The following is a 13,658-nucleotide window of genomic DNA, read 5'->3' as shown; positions in this document are numbered from 1 at the left end:
CCATAACAAGGGGGTAGAAGTCATGTATAATCGCAAAAAGCCATTGGAAGAAATTCCACAAGCGGATGCGGCAATCTGGGAGTGTACGAGTGATACGTGCAAAGGATGGATGCGGGACAATTTTGCGTTTGATACCGTGCCTACTTGTCCAATATGTGCTTCTGAGATGGTTAGCACGACTAGGATGCTGCCATTGCTTGAAAATTCGAACAGCAACATGAAGACGATGTCTAAAGGAAATCGGATTTAACATAGCTTACCCGCCTCTAACGAGGTGTTTTTTTTTAACTTAGACCTGACATCTTGAGCAAAGGTACGGGTAATCAAATATGAAATTCCAGGCATTCGTTTGGCGAATGCCTTTTTTTATTTATTTCGCAATATAAGAAACACCCCTCATTTCAGCAAACATCATGAGGGGTGTTTCTATTTTTAATATAGCTAATGGATGAGTTGAGTCTATTTGCTTAGATGAAAAGGAATGGAAGCAACAGTAAGGTTGTTACCAGAGCGAGATCATATCCAGCCCCGTATCCGTAACCCCCGCCGTACCCGTATCCATAAGGACCATAAGCGGAAGACTTTACTTTTTTGGCACCAACTGCGTTGTTTTTTCCTTTTTTGCGGAGCTGCTGTTTGGATTGTACTGAGCATAGACGCGGGCCTTCAAAACTTCCACTTACATAAATCTTTCCATCCCGGCAGCCTCCAAGTGTACCGTATATGTGCTTGCCATCTTTCATAATCATACATACCGGGCGTCCAACGTGTGGAGACACCGTCTCTTCACATACCGGATGAATTCTGTGCATGCATATCCCCCTCAAATTTTGCGGTTTGCCGCTTGGAATCAACGGTTTGTATATCATAGTAAAAAGTGAGTGGATTGGTATGGACGAGTACCCGGAAAATGCATAGGGATGTGCCGCTTTTGCAATTGCTCCATACACTGGAGGGAGGGAAGGGAGCTGGAGCCATTGGATTATCATGATTTACTGGCTAAACTCGGTGAAGGAAGTGCGCATCCTGGTGGATTTACGGCGACAGTACAACTAATTGATTCCTTGTCTCTTCTGGAACGTGGGCAAGTATTGGAGGTAGGATGCGGTACAGGGAGGACGGCTTGTTATCTCGCGCGAAATGGGTATCGGGTGACTGCAATTGATCTTCACCGTCAGATGCTGGAGAAAGCAGTCAGACGAGCAAGACGTGAACGTCTGGATATTCGTTTTATTCAGGCAGATGTCACTGCGTTACCCTTTCCGGACCATAGTTTTGATGTGGTGTTTGTGGAGTCGGTTACGATATTTACCCGCTGGCGCACTGCAATCTCCGAATATAAGCGGGTTTTGAAGCCAGGTGGACGTTTGATTGATCGAGAGATGATCTTGTGTGGGCGAAAGACTGAACTGATGAGCCGACGGTTGAAGCGGTTTTACGGAATGAGGACACTGGCCACCATGACAGAATGGAAGAGACGTCTCAGAATGAGTGGATTTACCCGTGTATTGGTTCATGAGCATTCGCGTTCCATGGGAAAATGGGGTGTGGATCACGATCCGCACCGGGAACTGGACATGGCTCTGTTCGAGGATGAACAGGTCCGACGAATGAGTGAAACCAACGATCAATTACTTGCGAGGTACGGTAAAAGGCTGGGATACGCTGTTTTTGATGCCAAGGTGCCGCCTGACAAAGCATGAATGCATGGAAGTGTGAGCTTAAGAAGTGTTATGGAAGTAATCGGTGTGGAGAATGGAAAAGGCAACCCACAGGGTGAGTTGCCTTTTTTGCAATGCATTTTGAATGCTGGGCCAGAGGGCTATTACAGCATATCGTTGTCGATAATGCGCCAGTGGTGTTTGAGTAGCGATTCCAATTGCGGTTTGTCTTTCGTGCGAAAGGCGTTTAGAATCTGGCGATGTTCCTCATTGACCTCCTGAAGAACGCTGGATAACTTCGACTTGTTGTCACTTACATACGACTGCCGAATAAAGCTGTTTTTCAACGTATTCAGCATTTCGATCACGGTTGCATTGCCGCATCGCTGGATGTACAAGTTGTGGAAATGGTATTGGTCTTTGCTGTAGGCGGCAAGGTCAAGCTGGGTAATGTCTTCATCCATTCTTGCAACGAGGGCTTCCATTTCCAGTAGGTCGGATGTTTTCAAATGGTCTGCTGCAAGTGTGGCAGCAAGAGCCTCCAGTACCCCGATGGCCTGGGAGAATTCAAGCTTTTTGCCAGAATCAAAAGGAGCAACGATAAATCCACGACGCGGAATATATTGCAGCAGATTGTCTGATGCGAGCTGAAAGAGTGCCTCTCTTGTCGGAGTGCGACTGATGTCCAGCTTTTTGCATATTTCTGCTTCGTTGATCTTCTGATTGGGGAGCAGCGTTCCGTCCTGAATCTTCTGGGCGATGTAGTCGTAAACGTGATCTTTCAAGGAACGGTATTTAGGTACTTCCATACCGAATTCCCCCTTCTGTATATAGTAATGATAGGATGTGTGGGCTGGGCCCAAGTGTGGTGCGCCGTTCGGGTGTTATAAGTTTTTATCATCTTAACACCGAGGGGGAAGTTGGGCAAGCTAACTTAAATGCCTATTTGGTGTTATATAAATGTTAGATAACTGATACTTAATGGAATATAAGACCATAAATGGTTGAAATCTGTTGCCTAAAATCCAATTGTTTGTTACTATATCTTACATAAAATCCCTTATATCGCACTATGTATATTGTATACAGATTTGAATGTGTCTCATTCCAAAAAAAGAATAGGGGTATGATCTGTGAAAAGAGCTCTTATGCCAGTGATGATGTTGTTGGTAGCTGTAATCTTTTCGGCTTGTGGGCAGAACCAGACAGTAGGTAACAGTTCGGCTCCGGTTTCAACCGCTGAAGGAGACGCAGCAGAGAAAGATGTCATTGTACTCGGTACCAGCGCTGATTACGCACCCTATGAATTTCACAAGAGCATTGATGGCAAAGACACGATAGTCGGGTTCGATATCGAGATTGCCAAAGCCATTGCAGCGGATATGGGTGCAGAGTTGAAGATTGAAGATATGGATTTTGACGGTCTCCTCATGGCACTGGACACAGAAAAGGTGGATTTTGTGATCTCAGGCTTAACCCCTACCGAAGAGCGGAAAAAGAATGTGGATTTTACGGACATCTATTACTATGCAGAACAGGCGGTGCTTGTCAGGGAGGGTGAGGGTGATACGTTAAGCTCGCTGGGGGATCTGTCAGGCAAACAGGTTGGCGTGCAGAAAAGCTCCATTCAAGAAGGAATTGCTCAAGGGGTACAAGGTGCCAAACTCACAACTCTCGCGAAAATCCCTGAGTTGATTCTGGAATTGCAGACGGGCCGTGTGGATGCTCTTATTCTGGAGAAGCCGGTCGCGGAACAATATGTGAAGAATCAGCAGGGGCTTGCTTTGTCGGACGTAAAGATTGAACAATCTGAAGATGAAGCTGGATCGGCTATTGCTGTAAAGAAAGGGAATCGGGAGTTGATTGATCAGATTAACGGTACACTCCAAAAGCTCAAAAGTAATGGTGACATCGAACGTTTCGTCATTGAAGCCAATGAGTTAGTCGGGGAGTGAGGGATATGCCGTGAATTTAGATTTTTCTTTTTTATCGGATCATTGGCAGGATTACGCAAGAAGTGCGTGGGTGACGTTGGAATTGTCTTTCTTTGGTGTTTTGCTTGGCACCATCCTTGGAGTTTTGATTGCGCTATTCCGTATATCACGTGTATGGCCGATCAAATTTGTGGCATCAGCCTATATTGAACTTATTCGGGGCACACCGATGCTGGTGCAAATTCTCATCATTCACTATGGTCTGACGGTCATCGGTGTAAATTTGCCGGCGTTTATGTCCGGGGTTGTGGCGCTAACCATTAATAGTTCTGCTTATATGGCAGAAGTGTTCCGGGCCGGCATTCAGGCGATCGATAAGGGTCAAGCGGAAGCTGCCCGTTCCCTGGGTTTATCCCATGGTATGACGCTTCGTTACATTATACTGCCTCAGGCGTTCCGCAATATGCTGCCAGCAATCGGTAATGAATTCATTATCATTATTAAGGATTCTTCCCTTGTCTCCATGATTGGTATTGCCGAAATTATCTACACGGCCAGAGCTGTTCAAGGTGTTACTTTTCAACCGCTTGCCCCGCTCCTTGTTGCCGCTGCAATTTATTTTGTGATCACATTTACGCTGGCTAATCTGCTTGCCTGGATAGAACGGAGGCTTTCCATATCCCGTTAATCGAGGCTTATGATGTATTGATATACTGGACTACCGGGCTGTTGTGGAAATAGCTGTGATGGGGTCGTAAATGGAGAAGGCGCAGCATACATTGATATTGTATTTTGTATACAGATCGGCAGGAGGTGCTGGGGATAATGACGGACTCTCAGAAATGGTTGGAATGGTCGGAACGCTATGCTGCGCCTAACTATCATCCGCTCCCGATTGTCATTGAAACAGCCGAGGGGGTGTGGGTTCAAGACCCTGAAGGTTGTCGTTATATGGATATGTTAAGTGCCTATTCGGCGTTGAATCATGGACACAGGCATCCTGTGATTATTCAGGCACTGAAGGATCAGGCTGACCGGGTTACGTTGACATCGCGGGCATTTCACAGCAGTACTGCCTCCCTTTTTTATCAAAAACTCTCGCAATTTACGGGCAAATCGAAGATTCTTGCTATGAACACGGGTGCTGAAGCGGTGGAAACGGCGGTTAAAGCTGTGCGGAGATGGGCTTATCGATGTAAAGGGGTTCCTGAAAATCAAGCTGAAATTATTGTCTGCGCCGGTAACTTTCACGGAAGAACGTTAACGGTCACGTCTTTCTCTTCCTCGGCGGCGTACCAAAAAGACTTTGGTCCATTCACACCCGGGTTTCGAATTATTCCTTATGGGGATATTGACGCGTTGAGGCAAGCAATTAATCCAAATACTGCGGCGTTTCTGGTGGAGCCGATTCAAGGTGAGGCGGGGATCATCATTCCGCCGGATGGATATCTTGCGCAAGCCTTTAAACTATGCAAAAAAATGAAAGTGTTGACGGTGGCCGATGAGATCCAGACGGGTTTCGGACGCACAGGGCGTCGGTTTGCTTCTGATTGGGAAGGGGCAGTGCCTGATCTCTGGATTATGGGTAAAGCACTTGGCGGGGGTATTATGCCGATCTCGGCTGTGGCCGCGGATGCTGAGATTCTTGATTTATTCGAGCCGGGCTCCCATGGTTCTACATTTGGTGGCAATCCACTTGCTTGTGCGGTGGCGGTTGCAGCGCTGCAAGTATTGGAAGATGAACGGCTGGCGGAGCGATCGGAGCGTCTTGGGGATTATTTTATAAACCGTCTTAAAGGGATTAGGAGCACAGCAGTAAAAGAGGTGCGAGGAAAAGGATTATTTATTGGTGTTGAACTTCATATGCCTGCCCGCTCATATTGCGAACGACTAATGATAGCAGGGTTACTGTGCAAGGAAACGCATGAGACAACGATTCGGTTTGCGCCACCTCTTACGATAACGGAAGATGAAATCGATTGGGCCGTAGAGAGGATTGAACAGGTTTTAAGGGATTGAAGAATGAAAGTCTGGTTAGGTGGTATAGACGGTTCTCATTATTTTTCATTTCTTTAAGAATTAGCTGTGAAGGGGCTGATCTGTTTGGGGAATCATAATACGGGAGCTGCAGGCAACCCGGAAGCTACTATTGAAACGAGTCCGGGTTCCACAGAGCAACGCCAGGTGGCTGTCATTAAAGTTCCTTTTGGTCTTGGGGGTGCTCGTGGGGGTGCGGAGTTAGGTCCGGATGAACTGATTACAGCTGGGCTGAAACGGGAGATAGCAAGACTTGGGTTAGTTCTGACCGAGGAAGTACGTGTGGAATGTCCATTGATAGCTGATGAACCGATTGAACGTAATCGTGGTAAATATTTGCGTGAAGTACGTCAAGTGAGTGAGCGGGTGTGTAGCGAAGTATCACGTGCCGTAGCAGGGGGTGCATTCCCGCTTGTTCTCGGGGGAGACCATAGTGTGGCGATCGGTACTCTTGCGGGGTTGACTTCCCACTATTCCAACTTGGGTGTAATCTGGTTCGATGCACATGCTGATCTAAATACCGAAGAGCGCAGCTTGTCAGGTAACATGCATGGGATGAGTCTGGCTGCTGCACTCGGACATTCGGCGTTTAATTTATCCCATATCCCTGGAGTCGGTCCATTTATTAATCCTTCCAATCTGGTATACGTTGGTTTGCGGGATCTGGATGAGTATGAGAAAGAACAGATTAGAGCACATGGAATCAAAAGCTTCACAATGCATGATATAGACCGAATGGGAATCCAGTGGGTTATTGAACAGGCGATGGCGGTGGCTGGAAAAGGAACTGACGGGATCCATCTTAGCTTCGACATGGATTGCCTTGATCCTCGTGAAGCACCAGGGGTGGGCACGCCGGTCCCGGGAGGGTTGAACTACCGGGAAGCGCATTTTGCCCTAGAGTTACTGGCTTCCACGAATCGTATCACCTCTATGGAACTTGTGGAGGTCAATCCGTTGTTTGATCATAATAGACACACCGCGAGGCTGGGGGTAGAACTAATTGCTTCGCTGCTGGGTAAACGCATACTGTAATGAGTTCACATGGAGTGGTTATATCGCATGGTTTTGAAATGGTTCTTATATAGAAGGAAAGAGTTTTATAAAAGCCGGAACCGAGTCTCGAATGTACCTTCCTTGGAGAAGGAGAGAGGCTTGTCTGGCTTTTGTTATTCTCATATAAACGTGATGAGTACGGTGAGATACGATCGTATATTATAGAGGGCGTGTAGAAGAGGGAGAGAAGGAATAGTAGGTTAGAAGCATGGATCTAAATTTTTTAAAAAAATTACTTGCATAAAAAATCTGAACATGGTATATTCTAATTCCGGCCAAGAAAACACGAGAAACACGGTGCGGTAAGCAAACTGAAAAGCTTCGAAAGAAACTTAAAAAAAGTACTTGCTAAATTGGTTCGGAAGTGGTAAGATATAAAAGTTGCTGAAGAGAACAACACTCGGATGCGAATGACGTTTGATCTTTGAAAACTGAACAACGAGTGAGTAACGATCTTACTTTGTAAGATCGACGCTGAGGAATCGGTACATGTCATCTGACTGTATGATTTCAAAGCACAAATGAGATTTTTAATCTCGTCAGATTCAAAATGAGCTAATCGCTCTTTTCAATACTTTATTGGAGAGTTTGATCCTGGCTCAGGACGAACGCTGGCGGCATGCCTAATACATGCAAGTCGAGCGGAGTTGATAGAAAGCTTGCTTTCTTGATGCTTAGCGGCGGACGGGTGAGTAACACGTAGGCAACCTGCCCTCAAGCTTGGGACAACTACCGGAAACGGTAGCTAATACCGAATACTTGCTTTCTTCGCCTGAAGGAAGCTGGAAAGACGGAGCAATCTGTCACTTGAGGATGGGCCTGCGGCGCATTAGCTAGTTGGTGAGGTAACGGCTCACCAAGGCGACGATGCGTAGCCGACCTGAGAGGGTGATCGGCCACACTGGGACTGAGACACGGCCCAGACTCCTACGGGAGGCAGCAGTAGGGAATCTTCCGCAATGGGCGAAAGCCTGACGGAGCAATGCCGCGTGAGTGATGAAGGTTTTCGGATCGTAAAGCTCTGTTGCCAGGGAAGAACGTCCTTGAGAGTAACTGCTCAAGGAGTGACGGTACCTGAGAAGAAAGCCCCGGCTAACTACGTGCCAGCAGCCGCGGTAATACGTAGGGGGCAAGCGTTGTCCGGAATTATTGGGCGTAAAGCGCGCGCAGGCGGTCATTTAAGTCTGGTGTTTAATCCCGGGGCTCAACCCCGGATCGCACTGGAAACTGGGTGACTTGAGTGCAGAAGAGGAGAGTGGAATTCCACGTGTAGCGGTGAAATGCGTAGAGATGTGGAGGAACACCAGTGGCGAAGGCGACTCTCTGGGCTGTAACTGACGCTGAGGCGCGAAAGCGTGGGGAGCAAACAGGATTAGATACCCTGGTAGTCCACGCCGTAAACGATGAGTGCTAGGTGTTAGGGGTTTCGATACCCTTGGTGCCGAAGTTAACACATTAAGCACTCCGCCTGGGGAGTACGGTCGCAAGACTGAAACTCAAAGGAATTGACGGGGACCCGCACAAGCAGTGGAGTATGTGGTTTAATTCGAAGCAACGCGAAGAACCTTACCAGGTCTTGACATCCCTCTGACCGGTACAGAGATGTACCTTTCCTTCGGGACAGAGGAGACAGGTGGTGCATGGTTGTCGTCAGCTCGTGTCGTGAGATGTTGGGTTAAGTCCCGCAACGAGCGCAACCCTTGATCTTAGTTGCCAGCACTTCGGGTGGGCACTCTAAGGTGACTGCCGGTGACAAACCGGAGGAAGGTGGGGATGACGTCAAATCATCATGCCCCTTATGACCTGGGCTACACACGTACTACAATGGCCGGTACAACGGGCAGTGAAGCCGCGAGGTGGAACGAATCCTAAAAAGCCGGTCTCAGTTCGGATTGCAGGCTGCAACTCGCCTGCATGAAGTCGGAATTGCTAGTAATCGCGGATCAGCATGCCGCGGTGAATACGTTCCCGGGTCTTGTACACACCGCCCGTCACACCACGAGAGTTTATAACACCCGAAGTCGGTGGGGTAACCGCAAGGAGCCAGCCGCCGAAGGTGGGATAGATGATTGGGGTGAAGTCGTAACAAGGTAGCCGTATCGGAAGGTGCGGCTGGATCACCTCCTTTCTATGGAGAATCGTTTCCCGAGTGGAAACATTCAAATCAGCAGGTTCACTGAACCTGCGACAGCGATTCATTTCGGTCCATCACTTGATGTGTGGATGAAATGAAGAGCAAAACTTACTCACTCGTTGCTCAGTTTTGAGAGCTCAAACTCTCAAAACAGCTTGCTTTTGCATGGAGCTTGTTCTTTGAAAACTAGATATCGAAACGAAAAATGCGAATTAGAACATTCCTTTTAGCTGAACTTGTGTTAAACAAGTTTCAAATATTAGTAATAACTGCATGAGCGAGTGATCGAATGGAACGACTTTTGGATTTGCGCAAGCAAACCAAGGGAAGAGACAGCTCGAACACGAGCGAATTGGTTAAGCTACTAAGAGCACACGGAGGATGCCTAGGCGCTAGGAGCCGATGAAGGACGTGGCGAACAACGAAACTGCCTCGGGGAGCTGTAAGCAAGCTTTGATCCGGGGATGTCCGAATGGGGAAACCCAGCTGGGGTAATATCCAGTTACTCATAACTGAATACATAGGTTATGTAGAGGCATACCAGGGGAACTGAAACATCTAAGTACCTTGAGGAAGAGAAAACAATAGTGATTCCGTCAGTAGCGGCGAGCGAACGCGGAACAGCCCAAACCAGAGAGCTTGCTCTCTGGGGTTGTGGGACGTCTCACATGGAGTTACAAAGGAACCGGTTAAACGAAGAGGTCTGGAAAGGCCCGCCAAAGAAGGTAAAAGCCCTGTAATTGAAAGTCTGTTCCCTCCGAGACGGATCCCGAGTAGTGCGGGGCACGTGAAACCCCGTATGAATCCGGCAGGACCATCTGCCAAGGCTAAATACTTCCTAGCGACCGATAGTGAAGCAGTACCGTGAGGGAAAGGTGAAAAGCACCCCGGAAGGGGAGTGAAATAGAACCTGAAACCGTGTGCTTACAAGAAGTCAGAGCCCGTTTTAGGGGTGATGGCGTGCCTTTTGTAGAATGAACCGGCGAGTTACGTTCCCGTGCAAGGTTAAGGTGAAGAGCCGGAGCCGCAGCGAAAGCGAGTCTGAATAGGGCGAGTTAGTACGTGGACGTAGACCCGAAACCGGGTGATCTACCCCTGTCCAGGGTGAAGGTGCGGTAACACGCACTGGAGGCCCGAACCCACGCACGTTGAAAAGTGCGGGGATGAGGTGGGGGTAGCGGAGAAATTCCAATCGAACTCGGAGATAGCTGGTTCTCCCCGAAATAGCTTTAGGGCTAGCCTCGGAAAACAGAGTCGTGGAGGTAGAGCACTGATTGGGTGCGGGGCCCGCAAGGGTTACCAAGCTCAGTCAAACTCCGAATGCCATAGACTTACTTCCGGGAGTCAGACAGTGAGTGCTAAGATCCATTGTCAAAAGGGAAACAGCCCAGACCATCAGCTAAGGTCCCCAAGTGTGTGTTAAGTGGGAAAGGATGTGGAGTTGCACAGACAACCAGGATGTTGGCTTAGAAGCAGCCACCATTGAAAGAGTGCGTAATAGCTCACTGGTCGAGTGACTCTGCGCCGAAAATGTAACGGGGCTAAACACACCACCGAAGCTATGGCTTGATGCTTTGCATCAGGGGTAGGGGAGCGTTGTATAAGGGTTGAAGGTGTACCGTAAGGAGCGCTGGACATTATACAAGTGAGAATGCCGGTATGAGTAACGAAAAGATCAGTGAGAATCTGATCCGCCGAAAGCCTAAGGGTTCCTGAGGAAGGCTCGTCCGCTCAGGGTAAGTCGGGACCTAAGGCGAGGCCGAAAGGCGTAGTCGAAGGACAACAGGTCGAAATTCCTGTACCACCGTAAATCGTTACGAGCGATGGGGGGACGCAGTAGGGTAGTGACGCAGACTGATGGATGTCTGTCCAAGCAGTGAGGCTGGTTAGTAGGCAAATCCGCTAACCATAAGGCTGAGCTGTGATGGGGAGTGAAAATTACAGTAGCGAAGGTCATGATCTCACACTGCCAAGAAAAGCCTCTAGCCAGATGAAGGTGCCCGTACCGCAAACCGACACAGGTAGGCGAGAAGAGAATTCTAAGGCGCGCGGAAGAACTCTCGTTAAGGAACTCGGCAAAATGACCCCGTAACTTCGGGAGAAGGGGTGCCCCGGTAGTGTGAATAGCACGAGGGGGCCGCAGTGAAAAGGCCCAAGCGACTGTTTAGCAAAAACACAGGTCTGTGCGAAGCCGTAAGGCGAAGTATACGGGCTGACGCCTGCCCGGTGCTGGAAGGTTAAGGGGAGCGGTTAGGAGCAATCCGAAGCTGTGAACCGAAGCCCCAGTAAACGGCGGCCGTAACTATAACGGTCCTAAGGTAGCGAAATTCCTTGTCAGGTAAATTCTGACCCGCACGAATGGCGTAACGACTTGGGCGCTGTCTCAACGAGAGATCCGGTGAAATTTTAATACCTGTGAAGATGCAGGTTACCCGCGACAAGACGGAAAGACCCCATGGAGCTTTACTGCAGCTTGATATTGAATTTGGGTACGATCTGTACAGGATAGGTGGGAGCCTTTGAAGCATGAGCGCCAGCTTGTGTGGAGGCACCGTTGGGATACCACCCTGATCGTATCTAGGTTCTAACCTGGTACCGTAAACCGGTGCGGGGACAGTGTCAGGTGGGCAGTTTGACTGGGGCGGTCGCCTCCTAAAGAGTAACGGAGGCGCCCAAAGGTTCCCTCAGAATGGTTGGAAATCATTCGAAGAGTGCAAAGGCATAAGGGAGCTTGACTGCGAGACCTACAAGTCGAGCAGGGACGAAAGTCGGGCTTAGTGATCCGGTGGTACCGCATGGAAGGGCCATCGCTCAACGGATAAAAGCTACCCTGGGGATAACAGGCTTATCTCCCCCAAGAGTCCACATCGACGGGGAGGTTTGGCACCTCGATGTCGGCTCATCGCATCCTGGGGCTGAAGTAGGTCCCAAGGGTTGGGCTGTTCGCCCATTAAAGCGGTACGCGAGCTGGGTTCAGAACGTCGTGAGACAGTTCGGTCCCTATCTGTCGTGGGCGTAGGAAATTTGAGAGGAGCTGTCCTTAGTACGAGAGGACCGGGATGGACGTACCGCTGGTGTACCAGTTGTTCCGCCAGGAGCACCGCTGGGTAGCTATGTACGGACGGGATAAGCGCTGAAAGCATCTAAGCGTGAAGCCCCCCTCAAGATGAGATTTCCCAGTATGTAAGACCCCTTGAAGACGACGAGGTAGATAGGCTGGGGGTGGAAGTGCAGTAATGCATGGAGCTGACCAGTACTAATCGGTCGAGGGCTTATCCAAATTGCAGGTTCTAGTCGCATATTTCGTTTCGGATTTAGTTTTCAGAGAATGATCTCTGAACGCATTTGTTCCACAAATGCTCGTTTGGTGGCGATAGCGGAGGGGTTCCACACGTACCCATCCCGAACACGACCGTTAAGCCCTCTAGCGCCGATGGTACTTGGACCGAAGGGTCCTGGGAGAGTAGGACGCTGCCAAGCGATTCCCTTTGGGGTATTTTTTTTGCCCCCCTCGTAGAGAAAAAAGGGATATATACGGGCCCTTAGCTCAGTTGGTTAGAGCGCACCTCTGATAAGGGTGAGGTCGGTGGTTCGAGTCCACCAGGGCCCACCATACAAGTTTTATGAAGATCACGGGGTCCCGGGGAAGTAATCGGAATTAACCTCGAAGCTAGACTTCACTTTGTGGAGTAAAAAAACATGGGGCCATAGCTCAGCTGGGAGAGCGCCTGCCTTGCAAGCAGGAGGTCAGCGGTTCGATCCCGCTTGGCTCCACCATTCCCTGATAGCTCAGTTGGTAGAGCACTCGACTGTTAATCGAGTTGTCACAGGTTCGAGTCCTGTTCGGGGAGCCATATGGAGAGGTGTCCGAGTTGGCCGAAGGAGCACGATTGGAAATCGTGTAGGCGCCACAAGCGTCTCGAGGGTTCGAATCCCTCTCTCTCCGCCAGAAGATTTTTAGTAAGGCCCGTTGGTCAAGGGGTTAAGACACCTCCCTTTCACGGAGGTAACAGGGGTTCGAATCCCCTACGGGTCATAGCTTTACTTCTTAAAGCATCAAGGGGATGAGAATCCCAAAGGTTCGTCGGAGGATAATCATCGTTAGCAACTGCTACGCAGTTTCGAGCGAAGTGAGAGTATCCCCTACGGGTCATAGATATGGAGGCTTAGCTCAGCTGGGAGAGCATCTGCCTTACAAGCAGAGGGTCGGGGGTTCGAGCCCCTCAGCCTCCACCATATAACTTTTATAACGACGCGGGGTGGAGCAGCCCGGTAGCTCGTCGGGCTCATAACCCGAAGGCCGCAGGTTCAAATCCTGCCCCCGCAATTATACTTTCTTTACAGAAAGTGATCTGGAACCGTGGTGTAGTTGGCCTAACATGCCTGCCTGTCACGCAGGAGATCGCGGGTTCGAATCCCGTCGGTTCCGCCATTTTAATAAATCACACACTTTACTTTACACCGTGCCGGTGTAGCTCAACTGGTAGAGCAACTGACTTGTAATCAGTAGGTTGGGGGTTCAAGTCCTCTCGCCGGCACCACTTATTACTTTAACATCTTAATTTATAGTAGAATGTATATTATAGATGAGGATGGGAATACTGAGATACTCTCAGGTTAGATTATGGCGATCGTGGCGAAGTGGTTAACGCACCGGTTTGTGGATCCGGCATTCGGGGGTTCAATTCCCCTCGATCGCCCCATGATTTTATTGGGGATTAGCCAAGCGGTAAGGCAACGGACTTTGACTCCGTCATGCATAGGTTCAAATCCTATATCCCCAGCCATTTTATTAAGAGTCATTAGCTCAGTTGGTAGAGCACCTGACTTTTAATC

Annotated in this window: 8 protein-coding genes, 11 tRNA genes and 3 rRNA genes; 20 read left to right on the top strand and 2 right to left on the bottom strand. The window is 49.2% G+C overall.

The annotated features are described in order from the left end of the window. The first annotated feature begins 22 nt into the window (after nt 1-22). A complete protein-coding gene (locus ABGV42_RS02190; protein WP_347380180.1) occupies nt 23-250 on the top strand; it encodes a cold-shock protein in 228 nt (75 codons plus the stop codon). Nucleotides 251-467: 217 nt separating this feature from the next. Here ABGV42_RS02190 and ABGV42_RS02185 read toward each other — a convergent pair whose 3' ends face one another. Then, nucleotides 468-812: a hypothetical protein gene (locus ABGV42_RS02185; RefSeq protein WP_347380179.1), complete on the bottom strand. Its 345-nt coding sequence runs from the start codon at nt 810-812 to the stop codon at nt 468-470. Between the two features lie 165 nt (nt 813-977). On the opposite strand from ABGV42_RS02185, the gene ABGV42_RS02180 reads away from it, so the two are divergent. Further along, complete coding sequence (locus ABGV42_RS02180) at nt 978-1,703, top strand: class I SAM-dependent methyltransferase (protein ID WP_347380178.1); 726 nt, start codon at nt 978-980, stop codon at nt 1,701-1,703. A 122-nt stretch (nt 1,704-1,825) separates the two neighbouring features. On the opposite strand, the gene ABGV42_RS02175 is transcribed toward ABGV42_RS02180, so the two are convergent. Further along, entirely contained in the window at nt 1,826-2,470 is a 645-nt protein-coding gene (locus tag ABGV42_RS02175) for a GntR family transcriptional regulator (RefSeq protein ID WP_347380177.1), read from the bottom strand. A gap of 324 nt (nt 2,471-2,794) precedes the next feature. Here ABGV42_RS02175 and ABGV42_RS02170 point away from each other — a divergent pair, with 324 nt between their 5' ends. From ABGV42_RS02170 to ABGV42_RS02085, 18 genes are all read left to right on the top strand, one after another. Further along, a complete protein-coding gene (locus ABGV42_RS02170; protein WP_347380176.1) occupies nt 2,795-3,616 on the top strand; it encodes a transporter substrate-binding domain-containing protein in 822 nt (273 codons plus the stop codon). Nucleotides 3,617-3,626: 10 nt separating this feature from the next. Next, nucleotides 3,627-4,283 carry an amino acid ABC transporter permease gene (locus ABGV42_RS02165; RefSeq protein ID WP_347380175.1) on the top strand — a complete coding sequence of 219 codons (657 nt, stop codon included), beginning with the start codon at nt 3,627-3,629 and terminating at the stop codon, nt 4,281-4,283. A gap of 137 nt (nt 4,284-4,420) precedes the next feature. Then, the gene (locus ABGV42_RS02160) at nt 4,421-5,614 is read left to right on the top strand and encodes an ornithine--oxo-acid transaminase (protein ID WP_347380174.1); all 1,194 of its coding nucleotides are present in this window, start codon (nt 4,421-4,423) and stop codon (nt 5,612-5,614) included. A gap of 84 nt (nt 5,615-5,698) precedes the next feature. After that, a complete protein-coding gene (gene rocF / locus ABGV42_RS02155; RefSeq protein ID WP_347380173.1) occupies nt 5,699-6,667 on the top strand; it encodes an arginase in 969 nt (322 codons plus the stop codon). A gap of 597 nt (nt 6,668-7,264) precedes the next feature. Beyond that, nucleotides 7,265-8,816 (top strand): 16S ribosomal RNA (locus tag ABGV42_RS02150). A gap of 360 nt (nt 8,817-9,176) precedes the next feature. Continuing rightward, nucleotides 9,177-12,102: ribosomal RNA gene (locus ABGV42_RS02145) — 23S ribosomal RNA — on the top strand. An 83-nt stretch (nt 12,103-12,185) separates the two neighbouring features. Further along, a 5S ribosomal RNA gene (rrf, locus tag ABGV42_RS02140) occupies nt 12,186-12,302 on the top strand. Together the 16S, 23S and 5S rRNA genes with 11 tRNA genes alongside form the textbook arrangement of a ribosomal RNA operon. Nucleotides 12,303-12,358: 56 nt before the next feature. Beyond that, a tRNA-Ile gene (locus ABGV42_RS02135) sits at nt 12,359-12,435 on the top strand. A gap of 88 nt (nt 12,436-12,523) precedes the next feature. Then, nucleotides 12,524-12,599, top strand: a tRNA-Ala gene (locus tag ABGV42_RS02130). A 1-nt stretch (nt 12,600) separates the two neighbouring features. Beyond that, nucleotides 12,601-12,676, top strand: a tRNA-Asn gene (locus ABGV42_RS02125). A gap of 3 nt (nt 12,677-12,679) precedes the next feature. After that, a tRNA-Ser gene (locus tag ABGV42_RS02120) sits at nt 12,680-12,771 on the top strand. Nucleotides 12,772-12,786: 15 nt separating this feature from the next. Further along, nucleotides 12,787-12,858 (top strand) — tRNA-Glu (locus tag ABGV42_RS02115). Nucleotides 12,859-12,982: 124 nt separating this feature from the next. Then, nucleotides 12,983-13,058, top strand: a tRNA-Val gene (locus ABGV42_RS02110). 17 nt (nt 13,059-13,075) lie between these two features. After that, nucleotides 13,076-13,149 (top strand) — tRNA-Met (locus ABGV42_RS02105). A gap of 27 nt (nt 13,150-13,176) precedes the next feature. Continuing rightward, a tRNA-Asp gene (locus ABGV42_RS02100) sits at nt 13,177-13,254 on the top strand. A 33-nt stretch (nt 13,255-13,287) separates the two neighbouring features. Then, a tRNA-Thr gene (locus tag ABGV42_RS02095) sits at nt 13,288-13,363 on the top strand. An 86-nt stretch (nt 13,364-13,449) separates the two neighbouring features. Continuing rightward, nucleotides 13,450-13,525, top strand: a tRNA-His gene (locus ABGV42_RS02090). A gap of 9 nt (nt 13,526-13,534) precedes the next feature. After that, nucleotides 13,535-13,609: transfer RNA gene (locus ABGV42_RS02085), tRNA-Gln, on the top strand. The last annotated feature ends 49 nt before the right edge of the window (nt 13,610-13,658 follow it).

The organism is Paenibacillus pabuli (genome assembly GCF_039831995.1).
Classification (GTDB): Bacteria; Bacillota; Bacilli; order Paenibacillales; family Paenibacillaceae; genus Paenibacillus; species Paenibacillus pabuli_C.
This window is presented reverse-complemented; position numbering and strand designations above follow the sequence as displayed.